The 22930-nt window shown below is 48.0% G+C and carries 22 protein-coding genes and 1 pseudogene; 22 read left to right on the top strand and 1 reads right to left on the bottom strand.

The genetic code is table 11. From position 1 onward, the window contains the following. The first annotated feature begins 41 nt into the window (after positions 1-41). The 19 genes and pseudogenes from fabZ (HF864_RS01230) to HF864_RS01140 all read left to right on the top strand — a co-directional run bounded on the left by fabZ (HF864_RS01230) (position 42) and on the right by HF864_RS01140 (position 17736). Positions 42-488: a 3-hydroxyacyl-ACP dehydratase FabZ gene (fabZ, locus tag HF864_RS01230; protein ID WP_169461312.1), complete on the top strand. Its 447-nt coding sequence runs from the start codon at positions 42-44 to the stop codon at positions 486-488. A 72-nt stretch (positions 489-560) separates the two neighbouring features. Next, positions 561-990, top strand: a pseudogene (locus tag HF864_RS01225) (MarR family transcriptional regulator). Between the two features lie 16 nt (positions 991-1006). After that, complete coding sequence (locus HF864_RS01220; protein ID WP_169461311.1) at positions 1007-1981, top strand: beta-ketoacyl-ACP synthase III; 975 nt, start codon at positions 1007-1009, stop codon at positions 1979-1981. A gap of 40 nt (positions 1982-2021) precedes the next feature. Then, positions 2022-2270 carry an acyl carrier protein gene (locus HF864_RS01215; RefSeq protein WP_169461310.1) on the top strand — a complete coding sequence of 83 codons (249 nt, stop codon included), beginning with the start codon at positions 2022-2024 and terminating at the stop codon, positions 2268-2270. 1 nt (position 2271) lies between these two features. Then, on the top strand, positions 2272-3204 hold the full coding sequence (locus tag HF864_RS01210) for an ACP S-malonyltransferase (RefSeq protein ID WP_169461309.1): 933 nt from the start codon (positions 2272-2274) through the stop codon (positions 3202-3204). After that, positions 3195-3926 carry a 3-oxoacyl-[acyl-carrier-protein] reductase gene (gene fabG / locus HF864_RS01205; RefSeq protein WP_169461308.1) on the top strand — a complete coding sequence of 244 codons (732 nt, stop codon included), beginning with the start codon at positions 3195-3197 and terminating at the stop codon, positions 3924-3926. Before HF864_RS01210 ends, fabG begins: the two co-directional genes overlap by 10 nt. 9 nt (positions 3927-3935) lie before the next feature. Then, on the top strand, positions 3936-5168 hold the full coding sequence (fabF, locus tag HF864_RS01200; RefSeq protein WP_169461307.1) for a beta-ketoacyl-ACP synthase II: 1233 nt from the start codon (positions 3936-3938) through the stop codon (positions 5166-5168). Positions 5169-5175: 7 nt separating this feature from the next. Further along, entirely contained in the window at positions 5176-5601 is a 426-nt protein-coding gene (gene accB, locus HF864_RS01195; RefSeq protein WP_169461306.1) for an acetyl-CoA carboxylase biotin carboxyl carrier protein, read from the top strand. 3 nt (positions 5602-5604) lie between these two features. Further along, entirely contained in the window at positions 5605-6039 is a 435-nt protein-coding gene (gene fabZ, locus HF864_RS01190) for a 3-hydroxyacyl-ACP dehydratase FabZ (protein ID WP_169461305.1), read from the top strand. Between the two features lie 9 nt (positions 6040-6048). Beyond that, positions 6049-7419 (top strand): acetyl-CoA carboxylase biotin carboxylase subunit, encoded by a 1371-nt coding sequence (accC, locus tag HF864_RS01185; protein ID WP_169461304.1) that lies wholly within the window; start codon positions 6049-6051, stop codon positions 7417-7419. Then, entirely contained in the window at positions 7416-8267 is an 852-nt protein-coding gene (locus HF864_RS01180; protein ID WP_169461303.1) for a carboxyl transferase domain-containing protein, read from the top strand. Before accC ends, HF864_RS01180 begins: the two co-directional genes overlap by 4 nt. Continuing rightward, complete coding sequence (gene accA, locus HF864_RS01175; RefSeq protein ID WP_169461302.1) at positions 8260-9033, top strand: carboxyltransferase subunit alpha; 774 nt, start codon at positions 8260-8262, stop codon at positions 9031-9033. Before HF864_RS01180 ends, accA begins: the two co-directional genes overlap by 8 nt. A 15-nt stretch (positions 9034-9048) precedes the next feature. Further along, positions 9049-9813, top strand: a complete 765-nt coding sequence (fabI, locus tag HF864_RS01170; protein WP_169461301.1) for an enoyl-ACP reductase FabI — start codon at positions 9049-9051, stop codon at positions 9811-9813. 212 nt (positions 9814-10025) lie between these two features. Continuing rightward, positions 10026-13469: a pyruvate carboxylase gene (locus HF864_RS01165; protein WP_169461300.1), complete on the top strand. Its 3444-nt coding sequence runs from the start codon at positions 10026-10028 to the stop codon at positions 13467-13469. Between the two features lie 41 nt (positions 13470-13510). Further along, positions 13511-14698, top strand: coding sequence for a pyridoxal phosphate-dependent aminotransferase (locus HF864_RS01160; RefSeq protein WP_169461299.1), 1188 nt, complete (start codon positions 13511-13513; stop codon positions 14696-14698). Between the two features lie 105 nt (positions 14699-14803). Further along, positions 14804-15355, top strand: a complete 552-nt coding sequence (locus HF864_RS01155) for a biotin transporter BioY (RefSeq protein WP_169461298.1) — start codon at positions 14804-14806, stop codon at positions 15353-15355. An 11-nt stretch (positions 15356-15366) separates the two neighbouring features. Continuing rightward, the gene (locus HF864_RS01150; protein WP_169461297.1) at positions 15367-16353 is read left to right on the top strand and encodes a biotin--[acetyl-CoA-carboxylase] ligase; all 987 of its coding nucleotides are present in this window, start codon (positions 15367-15369) and stop codon (positions 16351-16353) included. Beyond that, the gene (locus HF864_RS01145; protein WP_205882236.1) at positions 16350-16649 is read left to right on the top strand and encodes a CHY zinc finger protein; all 300 of its coding nucleotides are present in this window, start codon (positions 16350-16352) and stop codon (positions 16647-16649) included. The genes HF864_RS01150 and HF864_RS01145 overlap by 4 nt, the downstream gene beginning before the upstream one ends. Positions 16650-16773: 124 nt before the next feature. Further along, positions 16774-17736: a ketopantoate reductase family protein gene (locus HF864_RS01140; protein ID WP_169461296.1), complete on the top strand. Its 963-nt coding sequence runs from the start codon at positions 16774-16776 to the stop codon at positions 17734-17736. A 50-nt stretch (positions 17737-17786) separates the two neighbouring features. Here the strand turns inward: HF864_RS01140 and HF864_RS01135 are convergent, their stop codons facing one another. Next, positions 17787-19718, bottom strand: coding sequence for an ABC-F family ATP-binding cassette domain-containing protein (locus tag HF864_RS01135; RefSeq protein ID WP_169461295.1), 1932 nt, complete (start codon positions 19716-19718; stop codon positions 17787-17789). 340 nt (positions 19719-20058) lie between these two features. On the opposite strand from HF864_RS01135, the gene HF864_RS01130 reads away from it, so the two are divergent. The 3 genes from HF864_RS01130 (at position 20059) to groL (ending at position 22894) form a co-directional block, all read left to right on the top strand. Next, positions 20059-20706 (top strand): redox-sensing transcriptional repressor Rex, encoded by a 648-nt coding sequence (locus tag HF864_RS01130; protein WP_169461294.1) that lies wholly within the window; start codon positions 20059-20061, stop codon positions 20704-20706. A 231-nt stretch (positions 20707-20937) separates the two neighbouring features. Beyond that, a complete protein-coding gene (groES, locus tag HF864_RS01125; protein ID WP_169461293.1) occupies positions 20938-21222 on the top strand; it encodes a co-chaperone GroES in 285 nt (94 codons plus the stop codon). A gap of 49 nt (positions 21223-21271) precedes the next feature. After that, entirely contained in the window at positions 21272-22894 is a 1623-nt protein-coding gene (groL, locus tag HF864_RS01120; RefSeq protein ID WP_169461292.1) for a chaperonin GroEL, read from the top strand. The last annotated feature ends 36 nt before the right edge of the window (positions 22895-22930 follow it).

Below are 22930 nucleotides of genomic sequence, written 5' to 3'. Positions count from 1 at the left end.
CTTTGATACTCGAAATACTTTTTTGAAGGCAGGTGACAAAATTGGCACTGATGACGGCACAAGAAATCATGGATCTGATTCCCAATCGCTACCCGATTTGCTATATCGATTATGTCGATGCCATGGAACCTGGAAAAAGCATTATCGCAACCAAAAACGTTACGATCAATGAATCGTTTTTCCAAGGTCACTTTCCTGGCAATCCGGTCATGCCGGGGGTCTTGATAATTGAAACGCTGGCCCAGGCGGCTTCGATTCTGATTCTGAAATCACCAGAGTTTTTCAAGAAAACGGCCTATCTGGGAGCAATTCACAATGCTAAGTTTCGCCAGATGGTTCGCCCCGGCGATGTAGTGAAGCTTGAGATCGAAATGATTAAAAAGCGGCGGCAAATGGGAATTGTCAAGGCAGTAGCCAAGGTCTTGGGCAAAAAGGTCTGCAGCGCTGAATTAGTCTTTATTGTGGCGGATCGCCAAGCTAAGATTTAGCCGCGGTTTAGTCTATAATGTATTTTGATAATCAAACTATTTGAGCTGATAAGCAAAGGAGAAAAATACATTATGAATGACGACTACCAAGAAATTAATCAGGCATTGGTGCGGGCCTATAACGGAATCTTGTGGGTTGAAGAACACGAGCTGCGTAAAAGCATGTTTCGTGATTTGACGATCAAGGAAATGCACGCAATCGATGCAATCACCATGTACAATCACCAGACCGTTTCACAGGTTGCATGTATCACCAGGCACGATGACGGCAACGGCTGATCGATTGGTGAAAAAGGGCTATGTGGAACGCTACCGTGATGAAGAGGATCGGCGCGTGATTCGGCTTGGCTTGACTCATAAGGGCCGCGTGCTGTTTCGTGCGCACCGTGCCTTTCACAACATGATGGTTAAGGGCTTTTTAAAAGATATGAACGATGAAGAACTGAAAGTCGTTCGCAAGGCGTTACGCAACTTGGAAGATTTTCTGGATGAACATGCCTGAGAGGATGAGAAAGCCTTTGGAAGACTTAAGAATCGTACAGACGGCCAGCTGGGTTCCCAATCAAATCGTTGAAAACGACGACTTGAGCAAAATCATGGATACGTCTGATGAATGGATTCAATCGAGAACGGGGATCAAAAGGCGTCATATCAGTACCGGTGAAAATACGGCTGATTTGGCTTTTAAGACTGGTCAGCTGCTCTTGGAAAAAAGCGGCTGGCAGGCAAGGGATCTTGATTTGATTCTGGTTGCCACCATGTCGCCAGATGCCTATACGCCTTCAACGGCGGCGATTGTTCAAGGACGGCTGCAGGCAGAAAATGCAATCGCCTTTGATATTTCAGCAGCTTGTTCGGGATTTGTCTATGGACTGACGATTGCCAGTCGGATGATGAGTTCAGGAATGGTTAAAAAGGCTATGGTGATCGGCAGTGAGGTCTTAAGCAAGCTGATTGACTGGCAGGATCGCACGACGGCTGTTTTATTCGGGGATGGAGCCGGTGGCGTTTTACTGGAACAGACGCTGGTTGAGACACCAACGCTGCTTGGTACCCACCTCAAGACGTTTGGTGAGTTCAGCGATGAGCTCAGTGCTGGCAATACGACGTCAGGATGTGATTTTCCCAAGCAGCTGACGAGACTGACGCCGTTTAAGATGAATGGACGAGAGGTCTACCGTTTTGCCACGCATGAGGTTCCCAAATCGATTTTGGCTGCCAGCTCACAAAGCGGTCTGACGCTGGATCAGATTGATGTTTTTTTGCTGCATCAGGCCAATGCCCGCATTATTAAGCAGGTAGCCAAGCGCCTCGATCAGCCTTTAGAAAAGTTTCCCATCAACATTGCTGAATATGGCAATACTTCTGCCGCCAGCGAACCGATTCTTTTAGACGAATGTATTGAAAAAGGAATGATCAAACGAGGCGATATTTTAGCCTTGAGTGGTTTTGGCGGCGGTCTGACGACGGGAACGATTATTTTGAGATATTAGTTTTTAACAATTAACTAACAAAAGAAATGAGGACAAACAAATGACTAAAGAAGAAATTTTTGCAACGGTACAAGAAATCGCAGCTGAAGAACTGGACATCGACGAAGCTAAGATCGTGCTGGATGCCAAGATCAAAGAAGACTTGGAAGCCGACAGCCTGGATGTTTTTGAAATCATGAACGAACTGGAAGACAAGTTTGACATTGAACTGGACGTTGAAGACGGTGCCGAAACGATCAACGATGTCGTTGAACTGGTAGCTAAGCAATTGGCAGCTAAGGAAGACTAGGATGCGACTGGGGATTCTGTTTAGCGGTCAAGGAGCACAAAAGCCGCAGATGGGTTGCGACCTGCTTGAAGACGCGACGTTTTCACAGACGCTCAGTCAAGCTAGTGAGGCTGCAGGCCTTGATATCATCAAGCTCTTGAAAAGCGAGCATGGCGAGTTGAACCAGACCAGATACGTCCAGCCAGCTTTGGCAGCTTTCAGTCTGGGAATCTGGCGCATGTTGCAGCGAGATTTGCCCAACTTGCCAGCAACCGGCATGATCGGACTTTCATTAGGTGAATATCCAGCCTTGATGGCGGCTGAATCCTTGTCAATCGATGCTGGCTTTGCACTGCTCAAGGATCGCGGTGAATACATGCAAGCAGATGCGGATGAGGTTTCAAGTACCTTAGCTGCCGTAATCGATCCTGACGTTGAAAAAGTTGAAAAGATCTGTGAACAAGCTGCAAATGCTTGGGTCGCCAACTACAACTCGCCACGGCAATTGGTAATTGGTGGAAAGCAAGCAGGGATTGCAGAAGTCGTTGATCTTTTAAATGAGCATCAAGCAGCCAAGCGGGTCATCAAATTAAACGTCAGCGGGGCCTTCCATACGCCATTATTTAATGGGGCGCGCCAAAAAATGAAGACGCGCCTGCAAGGGGTTGGGTTTGCTCAGCCTAAGCTACCCGTTATCAGCAATACGATCATTGCACCTTTTCAACCTGAAGCAACGGTTGCAATTTTGGAGCGTCAATTGGCTGTGCCAACGCATTTTGGTGAGGATCTGCAGTATCTGATCGATCACTTTCAAATCGATGGGACGTTAGAAATTGGTCCTGGCAAGACGCTTAGCAAGTTTGCCAAGCAAGTTGCTGCGGGGCTGACAAGAGAGCATATTGAAACGCGTCAGGACTATGAGAACTTTGTAAAGGAGCATGCCCAATGGAGCTAACCGACAAGACGGTACTGATTACTGGCAGTTCAAGAGGAATCGGTGCTGCCACGGCCCTGGCATTTGCTAAGGCTGGCAGCCGCGTGATCTTAAATGCCAGACATGAGCTGCCAGATTCTTTAAAACAGCAGCTGGATGAACTGGGTGCTGAATACGCCTTTTTACCTGGCGATGTCAGTGATGAAAAGGTCGTCAAGGAACTGACCAAGACTGCGTGGGAGAAATTTGACGGTATTGACGTATTAATCAATAATGCCGGCATTACACGCGACAAGCTCTTGATTGGCATGAAAACGACTGATTTTGATGAGGTCTTGCAAGTTAATCTAAGAGGACCATTTTTGATGATTCAGTCGCTGCTCAAAAAGATGTATAAGCAACGGCACGGTGTCATTATCAATCTGGCCAGCGTTGTTGGTCTGCATGGTAATGCTGGTCAGGCCAACTACGCAGCCAGCAAGGCGGGAATCATTGGCTTAACTAAGACGGTAGCTAGAGAAGGCGCACTGCGAGGGATTCGCTGTAATGCCATTGCACCGGGGATGATTGCCAGCGACATGACGGCTGCTATGCCGCAAAAAGCGCAGGACCAGATTTTAGAGAGCCTGCCTTTAAAGCGTTTTGGCGAACCGGCAGAAATCGCGCAGACGGCTTTGTTTTTAGCCCAGAATGATTATGTAACCGGGCAGACGATCGTAGTTGATGGCGGGATGACGATTTAGGAGAAGCTTATGACAAGAGTTGTAATTACAGGTATGGGGGCTGTTTCCCCAAACGGCAATGGCTTTGATAAGTTTGTTGAGAACACCTTAGCTGGTAAGATCGGCATCAAGCCAATCACCAAGTTTGACGCAGAGCCAACTGGCATTACGGTAGCCGGTCAGATTGACGATTTTGATCCCGGCGCAGTTGTTGGCAAAAAAGCCGCGCGGCGGATGGATCTTTATTCACAATATGCCATTCAAACAGCAGCTGAGGCAGTTGCGATGGCTGGTATCAATGAGGAAAATACGGCCCCTGAGGATCTGGGCGTTATTTATGGATCGGGGATCGGTGGCCTGACCACGATCCAAGAACAAGTGATCAAGATGCACGACAAGGGTCCTAAGCGGGTTTCGCCAATGTTTGTGCCAATGGCGATTGCCAATATGGCAGCCGGCAACATTGCCATCCGCTTTAATGCCCAAAATATATGTACGTCAATCGTGACGGCCTGTGCAACAGGAACGAACTCGATTGGTGAGGCCTATCGTCAAGTTAAGGAAGGGCGCGCCCAAGTCATGATTGCGGGCGGTTCGGAAGCTTCCGTCAACGAGATTGGCATTGCTGGCTTTGCGGCTTTAACGGCCCTTAGTACAACGACTGACCCAATGAAAGCTTCGCGACCATTTGACAAGGATCGTAATGGATTCGTTCTTGGTGAAGGCGGTGCTGCGATGGTCTTGGAAAGCCTTGAGCATGCCCAAAAGCGCGGTGCTAAAATCTTGGGCGAGATTGTTGGCTATGGTGCGACTGGCGATGCCTATCACATTACTTCTCCTGATCCAGAAGGTCGTGGTGCGGCAAGAGCCATGCAGCAGGCAATCGACGAGGCCCGAATTGAACCAGACAAGGTCGACTACATTAATGCACACGGTACGGCTACGCATGCCAATGATGCCGGTGAGGCCTTGGCAATCAACAAGGTCTTTGGCGATCAAAGCAAGGTAATGGTCAGCTCAATCAAAGGAATGACAGGTCATCTGCTGGGGGCAGCTGGAGCTATTGAGGCAGTAATTACCGTTGCAGCATTGCAAAAAGGCATCTTGCCGCCAAACATTGGCTGTGAAAATCAAGATCCGGATTGCCAGGTCAATCTGGTTGATCAAACCAATCAAAACCAGCCAGAAGCCGAATATGCGCTGAGCAACTCATTTGGTTTTGGTGGACATAATGCCGTATTGGCTTTTCGAAAATGGAAGTGATTTTTAATTGGAATTAAAAGACGTTCAACACTTAATGAAGGCGTTTGAAGCCTCTGACACCAGAGAACTAAAAATCGATGACGGATCCTTTCATCTTTACCTAAGCAAGAATCAGCAGGCAGTCAGCACGACGGCTACAAGTGCGGCAACGATCCCGCCCGTTGAGTATCCGGCGCAAGCAACTACTGCAGCTGCTCAGCAGATCAAAGCACCGCTGGTCGGTACGGTCTATCTGCAGGCCAAGCCAGAGCAGCCGGCCTATGTTAAAGTCGGTGATCGCGTGCATAAGGGTGATATCGTCTGCATTATTGAGGCGATGAAGATGATGACCGAGGTTAAAAGCGATCAGGATGGCGTCATTAGTGCAGTCAAGGTTAAAAATGGCGAACTGGTAGAGGTTGATCAGCCCTTGTTTGAAGTTACGGAGGATTAGTCAATGACTGAAACGATTTTGGATTCAAATGCGATTCAAAAGATTATTCCACATCGTTATCCGATGCTTTTGATCGATCGTGTGGTTGAGCTGGAACCAGGCAAGAAGGCGACAGCAATTCGCAACGTTACGATCAATGAGGAGGTCTTTAATGGCCACTTTCCAAAAAATCCGGTGCTGCCGGGTGCGCTGATCGTTGAGTCGCTGGCACAGACTGGAGCTGTAGCGCTTTTGTCTGAGCCGGAGTTTAAGGGCAAAACGGCTTATTTTGGCGGCATCAAGTCCGCCGAGTTTCGTAAGGTTGTGCGGCCCGGAGATACGCTGAGATTGGAAGTAGAGCTGGAAAAGGTTCGTGGTCACGTGGGACTTGGCAAGGGAATTGCAACGGTTGACGGGAAAAAGGCCTGCACAGCAGAGCTTACCTTTTTGATTGGCTAGGTGAAGAGTATGTTTTCGAAAGTATTGGTAGCCAATCGTGGCGAGATCGCAGTGCGGATCATTCGCTCTTTACGGGAACTAGGGATCAAATCCGTAGCCGTATATTCAACAGCAGATCGCGACAGTCTGCACGTTCAGTTGGCTGATGAGGCTGTCTGTGTTGGCAGTGCTCGGCCCCAGGATTCGTATTTGAATATGCAGAATATCTTAGCGGCCGCAATCGGTACGGGTGCCCAGGCAATTCACCCTGGCTTTGGCTTTCTTTCGGAAAATGCGGCTTTTGCTGAGATGTGTGAAGCCTGTGGAATCGTCTTTATTGGTCCTAAGGCGCAAACGATTGATCTGATGGGCAACAAGGAACATGCCAGAGAACAGATGAAAAAAAGCGGCGTTCCGGTAATTCCCGGCAGTGATGGTTATCTTAGCGATGCAGCCAGTGCCAGAGCAGTAGCTGAAAAGATCGGCTATCCGGTTTTGCTAAAGGCCGCTGCTGGTGGTGGTGGCAAGGGAATTCGGCGCATAGAAGATGAGCAGCAGATGCAGCGTGCGTTTGATGAGGCGCAAAGCGAGGCCAGGATATCATTTAATGATGACCGAATGTATCTGGAGAAGATTTTAGAAAACGTCAAGCATATTGAGGTTCAAGTCTTTTGTGACGACTTTGGCCATGCCGTCTGGTTTCCAGAGCGTGACTGCTCTTTGCAGCGCAATAAGCAAAAGGTAATCGAGGAAAGTCCCTGTTCGCTGATTACTCAAAATGAGCGACAGTATTTAGGACAACTGGCACTCAAGGCAGTGCGAGCAATCGACTATCGGAATACCGGAACCTTGGAGTTTTTAATGGATCAGACGCATCATTTTTATTTCATGGAAATGAATACGCGTATTCAAGTTGAGCACACCGTTACGGAAATGGTAACCGGTATTGATCTGGTTAAAGCGCAGGTGATGGTTGCCGCCGGTGAGCAGCTGCCTTTTAAGCAAGACGACATCAAGCTGCATGGGGTGGCAATTGAATGTCGCATCAATGCTGAGGATCCACAAAAAGACTTTATGCCTTCGACTGGCACAATCAATTATCTATATCTGCCAGTCGGCAATCTGGGGATGCGAATCGATACCGCACTCTATCCGCAAGCAAAGGTAACGCCTTATTACGACTCGATGATTGCCAAGGTAATTGCCTTGGGACATGATCGAATTGAGGCGATTGAAAAACTTAAGCGGTTGCTTGGTGAGATGGTGATTACCGGGATTACGACCAATCAGAATTTTCATCTGGCAATCTTAAATGATTCTGAATTTTTGCAAGGGACGATGACAACCAATTATCTGGAGCAGGACTTCATGCCGTGTTGGAAAGGAGAGGACGGCAAGTGAAGCTTTACGTTCAAAAAAAGAATACGCTTAGCGAACGCCACGTCAAAGCTGATCGCAAAGCCGATGCCAAGGTTCCCGATGACCTGTTGCGCAAGTGCCCGCAGTGCGGCTTGACGATCGTCAGTCGTCAGTTGGACTGCTATGCTCAATGTCCTCAATGTTATTATGGCTTTCGAATTGGTGCCAGACAGCGTCTCAAATGGCTGGTTGATGAGTTTGAGGAAATGGATAATGATCTGCAGACCAAGGATCCATTATCGTTTCCTGGCTATCAGTCCAAGTTAAAAGCCGCCCAGGAAAAGACAGCACTCAATGATGCCGTCTTAACCGGCGTGGCTGAAATTGGCAGCTATCGAGTGGCTTTAGGCATCATGGATCCTGGTTTTATCATGGGATCTTTGGGGACCGTAGCCGGCGAAAAGATTACGCGGTTGTTTGAATATGCAACCAAACATCAGCTGCCGGTCATCATTGTTACGGCTTCTGGCGGGGCACGGATGCAAGAAGGAATTCATTCGCTGATGCAGATGGCCAAGATCAGCAATGCCGTCGCTATTCATGATCAGGCCGGCCTGCTCTACACGGTTGTCTTAACGGGCCCGACGACTGGTGGGGTGACAGCAAGCTTTGCTATGCAAGGCGACGTTACCTTGGCTGAGCCGCATGCATTGGTTGGCTTTGCCGGTCGGCGAGTGATTGAACAGACGATGCACCAAAAGATTCCTGATGACCTGCAGGCAGCTGAGAACCTGCTCAAACATGGCTTTGTTGATGCAATCGTCAAGCGGTCCGATGAAAAGGCAGTCCTAAAGCGCCTGCTTAAGATGGGAGGTGCCATGCGTGTCTGAAAAAACAGCTGTTGAGATTGTTAAAGCTGCCCGCAGCGAGGAAAAGATCACCAGTGCCGAGATTTTAACGCAATTATTTTCTGATTTTATTGAACTGCACGGTGATCGCAATGGCACTGATGATCCGGCCATTAAAGGCGGAATTGCCGATTTTCATGGTCAGCCAGTCACCGTGATTGCTACTGATCGCGGCCAGACCATTGAAGAACGCATGGCATGCCATTTTGGCTGTCCGGAACCAGGCGGCTATCGAAAATCGCTGCGCTTGATTAAGCAGGCTGAAAAATTCAAACGGCCGGTCTTTTGCTTTGTCAATACACCAGGTGCCTATCCGGGGCAATCAGCCGAAGAAAACGGTCAGGGTGCGGCAATCGCTCAGAATCTCTTGGAAATCAGCCAGCTGGCCATTCCAATTATTACGGTCGTTTTTGGTGAAGGCGGCAGTGGCGGGGCGCTGGCCTTGGCATGCGGTGATGAGGTTTGGATGCTTGAGAACAGTACCTATTCGATTCTTTCACCAGAAGGTTTTGCATCGATTCTGTGGAAAGACAGTTCACGGGCAGCTGAGGCCGCTGAAATCATGCAGCTGACGCCTCAGGCTCTAAAAAAGCAAGGGATCATAGAAGGGATCATTGCTGAACCGGCTGATCATCAAGCCGTAATTGCCAATCTGGATGAAGTCTTGACTCGTGAATTGGCAGCTTTGCAGCAGTTAACGCCTACTGAGCTGTTACAGCGTCGTCAGCAGCGATTTAGAAAGTTTTAGTGAGGGAAGAAAATAATGGAAGGAATTTTAAGCAATAAGCGAATCATTGTCATGGGCGTGGCCAATAAGCGCTCAATTGCGTGGGGATGTGCCCAGGAAATGGAAAAACAAGGGGCAACCGTCATTTATACCTACCAAAATGAACGCATGAAAAAAAGCATCAGTCGTTTGGTAAATGACGAACAGCGCCTGATTGAATGCGACGTTGCCAACGATGACAGCATTCAGACAGCTTTTAAGGCCATTAAGAAGCGATTTGGCAAGGTTGATGGTTTGGTGCATGCAATTGCCTATGCAAAAAAAGAAGAACTGAGTGGCTCGATTCTAAACGTCAGTCGTGAAGGATATGCCCTGGCTCAAAATGTTTCGGCCTATTCACTGATTGCCGTTGCCAAGGCTGCTCATGAACTGGATCTGCTTAATGATCCGGCCAGCATTGCGACTCTGACCTACTTTGGCTCGGAGCGGGCAATTCCAAACTATAACGTTATGGGAGTAGCCAAGGCGGCACTGGAGGCCAGTGTTCGCTATTTGGCTCGCGACATGGGTTCAATGGGTGTACGAGTAAACGCTATTTCTGCAGGGGCCATGAAGACGCTGGCCGTTACTGGAATCGACAACCATAGCGATCTTTTAAAGATGTCGCAGGATCGGACGACTGATGGTCAATCTGTGACTTTGGAAGAGATCGGCGGTACCTGTGCCTTTTTGATGAGTGATCTTTCAAAAGGAATCGCCGGCGATGTCATTTACGTTGACAAAGGTGTTCATTTAATCTAACTAATTAAAAGGATTCAGCGCTCTGAATCCTTTTAATTTTGCGAAAAATTGCTAGGCAGTTTTAAAAATAAAAAAATGGTTCGTTTTTGCTCGATAAATCTTATTGATTTCTCATTTTTTAGACAATCAAGCTAAAAATTTATGATATAATTTTGCCTTGAGGTAGGGAGAAAGTTCGTTACTGTTGACGATTGTTCAAGGTGGTGTATTTCGTGAAGAAAGTTTTAATTGCCAATCGTGGTGAAATAGCAGTCCGGATCATACGGGCCTGTCATGAATTGGGTCTGAAGACGGTTGCCGTTTACGCCAAGGAAGATGAATATGGCGTCCATCGTTTCCGTGCGGATGAGGCTTATCAGATTGGTGCCGGCAAAAAGCCAATCGAAGCCTACCTGGACATGGATGACATTATTCGGGTCGCTAAGCAGACCGGTGCCGATGCGGTGCATCCCGGTTACGGCTTTTTAGCTGAAAATGAAGAGTTTGCACAAAAATGTGCGGACAACGGCATTATCTTTATCGGCCCAACCGTTCGTCAGCTGCAGCTGTTTGGTGACAAGGTTGCGGCTAAGGAAGTTGCGGTCAAGGCTGGCTTGAAGACGATTCCCGGTACGGATGAGCCAGTTCAGTCAATTGATGAGGTTCGCAAATTTGCTCATACGCATGGCTATCCGATTATGATCAAGGCAGCCATGGGTGGCGGTGGCCGCGGGATGCGGATCGTTCATAATGATGATGAGCTTGATGGCGCCTACGACCGAGCTCGCAGCGAGGCCAAGCAGTCATTTGGCGATGATGAGCTCTACGTTGAAAAGTATCTGAAGAATCCTAAACATATTGAAGTTCAGATTCTGGCTGACCAACACGGGCACGTCATGCATCTGTTTGAGCGAGACTGTTCGGTTCAGCGGCGGAATCAAAAAGTGATCGAGTTTGCGCCCAGCCTGGCTCTAAATGAAGAACGGCGCCAGGCAATCTGCCAGGCAGCCGTTAAGCTGATGGAAAGCGTACACTATCAAAATGCCGGGACGGTTGAATTTCTGGTAACCGATGATGACTTTTACTTTATTGAGGTCAATCCGCGGATTCAAGTTGAGCACACTGTTACGGAATTGATTACCGATATCGACATTGTGCAGTCACAGATCCTGATTGCCGATGGTGCTGATTTATATAAGGATCTCGAGCTGCCGGCTCAAGATCAATTGGAGCACAACGGCTATGGGATCCAATGTCGGGTTACGACCGAAGACCCTGAAAACAACTTTATGCCAGACACGGGTCGCATTGAAACGTATCGTTCACCTGGTGGGATGGGCGTGCGGCTTGACGGGGGCAATGCCTATGCGGGAGCCGTAATCACGCCATACTTTGACTCACTGCTGGTTAAGGCCTGCGTTCATGCACGGACGTTTAAGTCAGCCGTCCGTCGTATGATTCGGGTACTGCATGAGTTCCAGATTCGCGGGATTAAGACCAACATTCCATTTATGCTAAACGTGCTGCACCATCCAGTCTTTGAGGCTGGGCAGGCCCACACGACGTTTATTGATCAGACACCAGAATTATTTGACTTTAAGCACGAAAAGCCAGACTCAGCCAAGCAATTGCTGACCTACGTTGGTGACGTTACCGTTAATGGCTTTAATGGCGTTAAGGCACGCGAACAGGTCCATGCTGCTGAATTGAAGGCACCAAAGATCAATTTGGAACGTCACAATGGCCTGCCAATCGTCAATGCCAAGGACATCTTGGATCGTGACGGGGCTGAGGCTGCTATGAAGTGGGTTAGTGATCAAAAGCGCGTTTTGATTACTGATACGACGATGCGGGATGCCCACCAGAGTCTGTTTGCCACGCGGATGCGGACCAAGGACATGCTGCCAATTGCAGATCTTTATGATCGTGCCATGCCAAACGTCTTCTCTGCTGAGGTATGGGGTGGCGCAACCTTTGACGTGGCCTATCGCTTCTTGGGTGAGGATCCTTGGGAACGTCTGAAGATTCTGCGTGAAAAGATGCCACATACCATGCTGCAGATGCTCTTGCGGGGATCAAACGCGGTTGGCTACAAGAACTATCCAGATAACGCCTTAAAGAAGTTTATCGACAAGAGTGCTGAAGATGGCGTTGACGTCTTTCGGATCTTTGACAGTCTGAACTGGATTGAACAGATGCAAAAAAGCATTGAATACGTTCGTCAAACCGGTAAGATTGCGGAAGGAACGATGTGCTACACTGGTGACCTGCTTAGTCCTGACGAGCACAAGTACACGCTGGACTACTACAAGACGCTGGCTGGTCAATTGGTTGATGCCGGCGCCCAGATCATCGGGATCAAGGACATGGCCGGTCTGCTCAAGCCACAGGCAGCCTATGAGCTGGTTGGTGAGCTGAAGAGCAAGTATGACGTACCGGTTCACCTGCATACGCATGACACGACCGGCAATGGGGTTGCAACCTACGTTCAGGCTACCAGAGCCGGAGTTGACGTGGTTGACGTGGCTTCCAGCGCACTTTCTGGGACTACGAGTCAGCCAAGCATGAGCAGCTTCTACTATGCTCTGGCTGGCAATGAGCGGCAACCAGAACTGGATATTGAAACGGTTGAAAAGATCAATGATTACTGGGCTCAGGTCAAGCCATTGTATCAAGACTTCATGAACGGCATCACGTCGCCACAGACCGATATCTACCAGACGGAAATGCCTGGTGGTCAGTACTCCAATCTGCAGCAGCAGGCCAAGTCACTGGGACTGGACGACTTTGATGAGGTCAAGGCCAAGTATCGTGAAGTTAACGCCCTGCTCGGCGACATCGTTAAGGTTACGCCAAGTTCCAAGGTGGTTGGCGATATGGCCATCTTTATGATTCAAAATGGTCTGGACAGCAGTAATATCTTGGAACGTGGCAAGACGCTGGACTTCCCAGAATCAGTCGTCAACTTCTTTGCTGGTGATTTGGGACAGCCATATGGTGGCTTTCCAAAGCAGCTGCAGCAAGTTGTCTTAAAGGATCATCCTGCCATTACAGTACGTCCCGGCAGTCTGGCCAAGCCAGTTGACTTTGATCAGACGACCAAGGAATTGGCTGAACAGCTGAAGCGTCAGCCAACTGCCGAAGAGGTCATCAGCTACGTGCTTTATCCAGACGTCTTTTTGGATTACGTCAAGCGCAATCGCCAGTATGGCCAGATTGGCGTCCTGGATACGAACACGTTTTACCAAGGCATGCGGCCAGGAGAAAAGATCTACGTCAACCTGCGGCCAGGGCGGACCGAAATTTTGCAGCTTAATACCGTTTCAGACATGGACGTTGATGGTAACCGTCAACTGCTGTTCTCTGAAAACGGCCAGCAGCTGGTCTTGACGGTCAAGGATCAAACGCATGCCGCTACGGCCAAGGTTAGCGTACCAAAAGCCGATCCGCACGATCCAGGTCAGATTGGGATGCCGCTTAACGGAACGGTCGTTGACGTGATGGTCGAAAACGGTGATGAGGTCAAGAAGGGCCAGACGCTGGTCGTAACTGAGGCCATGAAGATGGAAACAACGATCAAGGCTTCATTTGACGGCAAGATCGACAAAGTCTACGCCAAGGCTGGTTCAACGATGGAAAGTCAAGATCTTTTGATTCAGATGAGTCCTTTAAGCTAATCAGATTTAGCAGCATTGATTTGTAAAGCGAGGTTAAAACAGTGGAAATTTCAGAACGCGTAAGCAACATTCAACCCTCAGCAACGCTGGCTTTGTCCGGCAAGGCCAAGGCGATGAAGGCACAAGGTATTGACGTCTTAAACCTTTCGATTGGTCAGCCAGACTTCAATACGCCAAAACATATCGGTCAGGCCGCTATCAAGGCAATTGAATCCGGTGACGTTGACTTCTACACCGCGGCAGTCGGTATCGAGCCTTTGCGAAAAGCAATTGCCGATAAGGAAAACGCTGATCATGGCACCAATTTCACAGCCGACAACGTAGTAGTAATGAATGGTGCCAAAATGACGCTGTACGCCCTGGGACAAGCACTGTTTAACGAAGGCGATGAAGTTTTGATCCCATTGCCTTACTGGGTAACTTATGGCGAACAAGTCAAGCTGGCCGGTGCCAAGCCGGTGTTCGTCAAGCCGGCAGCAAGCCGTCTGACGGTTGCGCCAGAAGAACTGGAAGCCGCTCGCACGCCTAAGACCAAGGCCATGATTTTAAATACGCCAAACAACCCATCTGGTGCCGTCTATACGCGTGAGCAGCTGCAGGCAATTGGTGATTGGGCCGTTGAGCATAACGTGATCGTGATTGCCGACGATATCTATGGCAAGCTGGTTTACAATGGTACCAAGTTTGTTTCACTGTTGGATCTGTCGCCTGAGATTCGCCAGCAGACGATTCTGGTCAACGGAATGTCCAAGACCTATTCAATGACCGGCTGGCGCGTTGGCTACGCAATTGCTGATGCTGACGTAGTCAAGGGATTGAAGACGTTCTTGAGTCATGCAGCCGGCAACATGGCCGCTGTTAGTCAATATGCAGCTCTGGCAGCTATTACTGGTGACCAGTCCTGTGTTGAAGAAATGCGCGCTACTTACGAAGAACGCATCAACACGCTTTATCCATTATTAAATGAGATTCCTGGCTTTAAGTTGGACGTTAAGCCAGCCGGTGCCTTCTATGCCTTTCCAGACGTCAGCGAGGCAGTTAAGCTGACCGGATTTGCCTCAACTGACGAGTTTGTCAATGCCCTGCTTGAAGAGGCCCATGTGGCAGTCGTTCCCGGCGCCGCCTTTGGGATGGAAAATCATGTACGGATCAGCTATGCAACCAGCATGGATGTTTTGAAAGAAGCCGTACAGCGGATTCAAGCCTTTATGGCCAACCATCAAAAATAATTAATCGTCAATTACTGAGCTCAGTTCAATGCGAGCTGAGCTCTTGTTTTAAAAATATTGTCACCCATTTTTAAAAAAGTGGGTGACAAGAAAAAGAGGGATAAAATGAAACGACAAAATATAGTTCATTTAACACAGACTGCTTTGATGACGGCCATGTTGATCGTTTTAGGCATGATTCCAGGAATTCCATTGGGTTTTATTCCAGTACCAATCGTTTTGCAAAATATGGGAGTCATGATGGCTGGTGAGCTGCTTGGTCCCAAAGAGGGAACGACCTCAGTTGCATTGCTGCTGTTTTTGGTAGCGGTTGGTTTTCCATTTTTGACTGGTGGCAGCGGTGGTATTGCCGTTTTTGCCGGGCCAACCGGTGGCTATCTTTTGGCATGGCTGTTTACGCCGCTTTTGATTGGTAGTCTGCGGAGACATTTTGGCGGCAGCTGGAACTGGTGGCAGGAATTTTTAATGGTGATCGTTGCTGGCGTGGTGTTTATTGATGTTACGGGCTCGGTCTGGCTCAGCTGGCAGTCGCATATGACGCTGGCAGCCGCTTTGATGTCTAACCTGGCCTTTATTCCCGGTGATTTGATTAAAGCAGGCGTTGCCGTTGCCATTGCTCGTCAGCTGCGCAGCGTACCAACGCTGAACCTAGACTAGGGGGAATAACGATGAGTACCAAAGATGAGCTGCTGAAGATTTTTTTGCTTAATGAAAATCAGTGGGTTTCAGGCAGTCAGTTGGCCCAAAAGCTGAGCATTAGTCGCGAAAGCATTTGGAAAGGCGTCGATGCCTTGCGTAAACAAGGACATCGGATTGAAAGTCAGCGTTCGCTTGGCTATCGCTATTTGGGATCTGATCACTTGGATAGTGCTGTAATTAAAATGCAGACCAAGGGCCGCTTTGCAGGTGAGATTCATACTGCCAGATCGATTGACTCAACGCAAAACTGGGCTAAGCAGTATCTCAGCAGCCATCAGCCCGATCGACCGGTTGCTTTTTTGGCTGATCAGCAGACAGCTGGTTATGGCAGACGGGGGCGTCAGTTCTATTCGCCGCAAAAAACCGGGCTTTATTTCAGTCTGGTGTTGCCGCACAACCCAATGAGTGCCTTGCCTAAGATCGGTCTTTTGACAACTGGGGTCGCCGTTGCGGTCGGTCACGTGCTTAAACGGACTTTTCCCGATCATGATTTTTCATATAAATGGGTCAACGATATTTACATGAATGGTCACAAAGTCTGCGGCATTTTGACCGAAGCTACGCTGGAGCTTGAATCAGCCTCGTCGGCAGCATTGATTGTCGGTATTGGCATCAATCTATCGACAGCAGATTTCCCAAATGAATTTGCCCAAAAGGCCGGCAGCATTGTTCCTGGCCAGACCGTTGATCGTAATCGTTTGGCTGCTGAACTGTTGGTAGAGATCATGAGCATCTATCACGAGTATGATTCTGGAAAGTTTTTGCCGGAGTATCGTGATCATTCACTGGTCTTGAATCGGCCAGTCGAACTCAAAATTGGCAATCGTCAGGTCGTTGGAACAGCAATTGATATTGATGAGCAAGGTGGCCTGGTAGTAGAGCTTGCCGATGGAACCAAGCAATCATTTATCAGTGGCGAGGTTACCAAGGTTAATCTGCCAGGGATGATGTCATGATGAGGATTTATGGCTTGGATCTGGATCAGGCGGGTCGCTGTATCCATTACCACCTGTCAGTTGACGTGGCAGCAATGAAATGCGCGCGCTGTCAAAGATACTATGCCTGTTATCAGTGCCATGATGCACTGGAGAACCATCGTTTTGCCGCCAGCAATAAAGATGATTGGCCGGTTATGTGCGGTATCTGTGGCTGTCTGATGAGATTCGATCAATATCAGTTGGGAACCTGTCCGCGCTGTGGGCATGCTTTTAATCCAAAATGCAGTCTGCATGGCCAGATCTATTTTAAATAAATCACTTTTTATCATTGATTTTTAATTAAAACAAGATTAGAATATGAGGCGTTGATTAAGATGAATAATGATTTAAGCCCAATAACATATTTTAATTAAGGTTACGAAAGGATCAGTGATAAAAATGACACTGCGATATACGGTTTTAGGTGCAGGTGCAATGGGATTGCGCTTTGGGGTGCTGCTGCAGGAAAATGCGGGGGCACAGGTTGATTTTGTCGACAACTGGGCACCAGAAGTTGAGACCATCAAAAAACAAGGCGGGGTCTATGTTTCCCGTGATCATGAAAACCGCCATCTGGTACCGGTCAACATCTATTCACCAGAAGAATACCAAGGTGAGCCCGACGTGTTTATCGTTTTTGCTAAGCAGATGACGCTGCAAGACCTCCTGGAACGTTCGGCTCACTTCTTTAAGCCTGAAAAACAGTACGTCTTTTCTGGTATGAACGGGATGGGCCACATTAAAAAACTGAACAAATATTTCCCTAAAGAACATGTCTTGGCCGGTACGTGTCTGATCGGGACCGTCTTAAACAAGGCTGGTGACGTTGACTTTATCGGCAAGCCGGGTGCCGGATCGATCAATGTTGCCAATGAGACCGAAGAACCAGACGAACGCACGCATGAGATTATCGCCGACTTTAAGGCTGCCAACTTAAATCCAACACTGACGACCAACTTTTTGGGAACGTTGATGACCAAGGTTGTCTTTAATTCAGTTGTCAACACGATCTGCACGCTGTTTGAGATTCAAATGGGTCAATTCATCGACTACCCAGGTGCCGAACGCTTGAGCAAGCAATTGATCAATGAGGCTTATGATGTGACCGAACGAGCCGGTATCAAGCTGCTTAATGATCGCGAAACCGAATGGAAGACGGTTGAATACGTCAGCCGGGTTGGTAATCCATTACATTATCCTTCAATGTATCAAGACATGCACAATGGCCGTAACACCGAAGTCGACTACATCAATGGCTACATCTACGAACTGGGCAAAAAGTATGATTATGAGGCCACGACTCATGATTTCTTGCGGGGGCTGGTTCATTTAGCTGAAAATACCCGTAAGTTCCGTCAATAGTTACAAACAACAAAAGACCGCTGAATTAAGACAGATTCGGCGGTCTTTTATTATTCAGGATTTTCTTGGTTAAATTTCTCCAAAGCTTCAGCTGCCTCAGTCCATTGCAGCTCGATTTCCTCACTTTGCGCTTTTAAAGCATCCAGTTCTTTTTGCAGATCAGTCAGCTTGGCAATATCGGTAGCAATCTCTGGTTGAGCCATCTGGGCTTCGATGGTCGCTTGTTTGTCTTCCAACTCGCCCATCTGAGTCTCCAATTGGTCGACCTGACGCTGCAGTTTGCGCCGGGCACGCTGGGTTTCTTTGCTCTGCTGATAGGAGGCTTGACCCGCTGACTGTTTGGTCTTGACTGTAGGCTGAATGGCAGCTGATGTTTTGGCCTGCTGGGTTAGATAGTCGTCATAGTTGCCCTCATAATGGGTCATGCCATCAGCCGTCATGTGCAGGATGTCAGTAGCTACTTGATTTAAGAAGTAGCGGTCATGCGAGATGAATAAGACGGTACCGTCAAACTCATTGATAGCAGTTTCCAAGACCTCACGACTGTCGATGTCCAAGTGATTGGTTGGTTCATCAAGGATCAAGAAGTTGATCGGCATAAATGACAGCTTGGTCAGCTCAAGACGTGCCTTTTCACCACCAGAAAGAGCACTGACCGGTTTGTAGACGTCATCGCCAACAAACAAGAAGCTGCCTAAAAGCGAGCGAATATCTTTTTCAGAAACTTCGGGATGATCGTCCCAGACTTCTTCTAAAACGGTTTTTTCGGGGTGCAGCTGCTGTTGTTCCTGGTCGTAATAGCCAATCTCTAAGTTGGCGCCAAACTTGATCGTGCCACTGAGTTTGGGAATCTTTTTCAAAAGCGTTTTTAACAATGTGGACTTGCCAATTCCGTTTGGTCCGATGATACCGATGCGCTGGCCTTTGCGGACCTTAAACGATAATGGTCCAGCCAGTTTTTGATCCTGATAGCCAATGTTGAGATCAAAAACATCTAAGACCTCGTTGCCAGAGTCATGATCACTGTGAAACTGAAAGTGAATCGAGGCATCATCAGTCACTGGACGCTCCAGGCGATCCATTTTCTCCAGCTGTTTGCGCCGGGCCTGAGCTCGTTTGGTTGTTGATGCGCGCACGATATTGCGATTGACGAAATCCTCCAGTTTGGCGATTTCTTTTTGCTGCTGCTCATAGTGCTTCCATTCCGCTTGCAGTCGTTCACGCTTATGGGTAACAAACTGAGTGTAGTTGCCGGTATAGTGAATCAGGGTCCGGTTGTCCAGATCATAAACATCGGTAACGACGCGATCCAAAAAGTAACGGTCGTGAGAGACGATCAAGAGCGCACCCTGGTAGCTTTTAAGATAATCTTCCAACCAACTTAAAACACCCATATCCAAGTGATTGGTCGGTTCGTCTAAGATTAAAAGATTAGGCGACTGTAGCAAAATCTTGGCTAGGGCCAGCTTGGTCTTTTGACCGCCAGAAAGCGCATTGACTGAGGTGTCATACATTTCTTCGCCAAAGCCAAAACCATGCAAAACACCCCGCATCCGGGAGGCATATTCATAGCCGCCTTGCTTTTTAAACTGTTCCGACAGTCGATCATAGCTGGCTAGTATTTCTTGATAGTCAGCATCGTCAGGAGCAAGCGTTCCTAATCGTTCTTCCAGATCATGCAGCTGACGTTCTAGATCGTGTAGGGGAGCAAAAACGCTGTCTAATTCAGCCCAGATTGAGTTTTGACTGTCGAGTCCTTGATTTTGGGCTAAGTAGCCAATCGTGAGATCACGAGCATGAGTGACCGTGCCTTCATCGGGCTCGGTCAGGCCAGCAACGATCTTTAAGAAAGTCGTTTTACCGGCACCGTTACGGCCAACCAGGGCAGTACGGCCGTGATCTTGGATCTGCATATTCATATTGTGAAACAAGACATCGCTGCCAAAACGACGCTCAACGTTATTGGTTTGCAATAAGAGCATAGTTCAACCTCATTTTTATTGTAGATAATCAGTAAGATTGTAGCACAAGATTGAGTGGACTGGCGAGATTGAGCCGAGTGACGACAATGTTAAGCATTTAATTTAGTGTGTAAAAAATCGGTTCGAGAGCAAATGATCAGATGCGCATAATCAAAACAGCAATCGGTTTTTCACAAATTCCTCATGGACAAGCATCGATCCCTGTAGCATAATAAAAGGCACGTTAAGTATGAAAAAAAGATTCTTTTCTTGGAAAATAGTTCACAAAGTCTGGCTGAGTTGCTAAAATAATAAAGGAATAATTTTCACAAACTAGAATCTGAATTGGAGGAATCTATTAATGGCAACGCGTAAAATTCCCCGTGCCACGGCTAAGCGGTTGCCGGTCTACTATCGGTATCTGAACGTTTTGCTTAATGCCAACAAGCGGCGGGTTTCATCAACTGAACTGTCAGAAGCAGTCAAGGTTGACTCAGCAACGATTCGACGCGACTTTTCCTATTTTGGCGAATTGGGCAAACGAGGCTATGGCTATGATGTGGAAAAGCTTTTAAACTTTTTCAAGGGTATCCTGAATCAAGACAAGCTGACCAGTGTGGCGTTGGTCGGGGTCGGCAGCTTGGGCAGTGCCCTGATGAACTATAACTTTCATCAAAGTACCAATCTGCGGATCAGTGCCGCCTTTGATCCTAAACCTGCTCTGGCCAATACCGTTAAGAGTGGGATTCCTGTCTACCCAGTCGGTGAGATGAAAAAGCAGCTGAAGGAACAGCAGATTGACGTTGTCATTTTAACGGTTCCCGGTGAAAAGTCACAAGCAGTTACTGATGAGCTGGTTGAGGCCGGTGTACACGGTATCTTGAACTTTACGCCGGTACGCCTGTCAGTGCCAAAAGACGTTCAGGTGCAAAACATTGACCTGACCAATGAGCTGCAGACGCTGATCTACTTTATTGAAAACAACAATGCCAAAGATGGTCAAAAATAGTGTAACGCACGGCGAGCAATCGCCGTGTTTTTTTAATTATTGATCAAAAAGTCAAAATGCCTTGATATCAGCAACTAAAGCGTTTTTAAAAGTCTAATAGTCAAAATTGGTCAAAATAATTGTTGCATTTTGGCAAGATCATGATATAGTAGATCATGTAATTAGCACTTAGGTGATAAGAGTGCTAAATAAATATCTGAATTATTAATGATGATTGATGGAGGGATTAACGTGTTAAAACCATTAGGAGATCGCGTTGTTCTTAAAGCGGAACAAGCTGAAGAAAAGACGGTTGGCGGAATCGTATTGGCTAACAATGCCAAGGATAAGCCAACGACGGGTACGGTTGTCGCAGTTGGCGAAGGCCGCTACCTGGACAATGGTCAAAAAGTTGCTCCAGCCGTTAAGGAAGGCGACCGCGTCCTGTTTGACAAGTACGCAGGCAATGAAGTTGAATACAAGGGTGAAAAGTACCTGGTCGTTCGTGAAAAAGACCTGGTTGCCATTGTTGACTAAGTAGACTTGTTTTCGCATTCGATCAATATTAATGAGGTGAAAATCTAAAATGGCAAAAGAAATCAAATTTTCTGAAGATGCACGCAAGGCAATGCTGCGTGGGGTAGACAAGCTGGCCAATACCGTTAAGACGACGATTGGTCCTAAGGGTCGCAACGTCGTTTTGGAACAAAGCTACGGTGCTCCTACGATTACCAACGACGGGGTTACGATTGCCAAGAACATTGAACTGGAAGACCACTTTGAAAACATGGGTGCCAAGCTGGTTTCTGAAGTTGCTTCCAAGACCAACGACAACGCCGGTGACGGTACGACGACTGCAACCGTTTTGACGCAAGCTATCGTTAACGCCGGTATGAAAAACGTTGCCGCCGGTGCCAACCCGGTCGGCATTCGTCGCGGGATTGACAAGGCTACCAAGGCAGCCGTTGAAGAACTGCACAAGATGAGCCACGAAGTTCAAAGCAAAGATGACATTGCTCAAATCGCTTCGATCTCGGCTGCCAACCCAGAAGTCGGTGAACTGATTGCCGATGCTATGGAAAAGGTTGGTCACGATGGCGTTATCACGATTGAAGACAGCCGTGGCGTTGACACGACGGTTGACGTGGTTGAAGGGATGAGCTTTGACCGCGGCTACATGTCTCAATACATGGTAACTGACACGGACAAGATGGAATCCGACCTGGATAACCCATACATTCTGATTACTGACAAGAAGATCAGCAACATTCAAGATATTTTGCCATTGCTGCAAGCAGTCGTTCAAGAAGGCCGCTCGCTTCTGATCATTGCTGACGACATTACTGGTGAAGCTCTGCCAACGCTGGTTTTGAACAAGATCCGTGGGACGTTCAACGTTTGCGCTGTTAAGGCGCCTGGTTTTGGTGACCGTCGTAAGGCTCAATTGCAAGATATTGCCATTCTGACTGGCGGTACGGTTATTTCTGACGACCTGGGCATGAGCTTAAAGGATGCTACGGTGGCTCAACTTGGCTCTGCCAACAAGGTTACCGTAACCAAGGACAACACGACCATCGTTGACGGTAACGGTGCCAAGGACGCTATTGCCGAACGGGTTGAACAAATCAAGCAGGCCATTGCCAACACGACTTCTGAATTTGACAAGGAAAAGCTTCAAGAACGTCTGGCCAAGCTGTCGGGCGGGGTTGCCGTAATCAAGGTTGGTGCCGCTACGGAAACTGAGCTTAAGGAAAAGAAGTACCGTGTTGAAGATGCCTTGAACGCTACGCGGGCTGCCGTTCAAGAAGGTTTCGTACCTGGTGGTGGTACGGCACTGATCAACGTTATTCCAGCCCTGGAAAACGTTGAAACCGAAAGTGACGATGAAGAAACTGGTGTCAACATCGTTAAGAAGGCTCTTGAGGCTCCAGTTCGTCAAATCGCTGAAAACGCCGGGGTTGAAGGCTCAATCATCGTTAACCGTTTGAAGAGCGAAAAGCCTGGTATTGGCTACAACGCTGCCATTGACAAGTTTGAAGATATGGTTGCCGCTGGTATCGTTGACCCAACCAAGGTTACGCGCTCGGCTCTGCAAAACGCTGCTTCAGTATCTGCAATGCTGCTGACTACGGAAGCCGTTGTTGCTGACAAGCCAGAACCAAAGAATGATCAGCCAGCTGCTCCTCAAGGCGGCGCCGGCATGATGTAATCCTTATTGGATGAATAAAAAGCGTCTCGACTTTAA

It is taken from the genome of Lactobacillus sp. MRS-253-APC-2B (assembly GCF_012843675.1).
Taxonomy (GTDB): Bacteria; Bacillota; Bacilli; order Lactobacillales; family Lactobacillaceae; genus Limosilactobacillus; species Limosilactobacillus pulli.
Note: the sequence above shows the minus strand (reverse complement) of the source record. Positions and strands in the feature narration are given on the sequence as shown.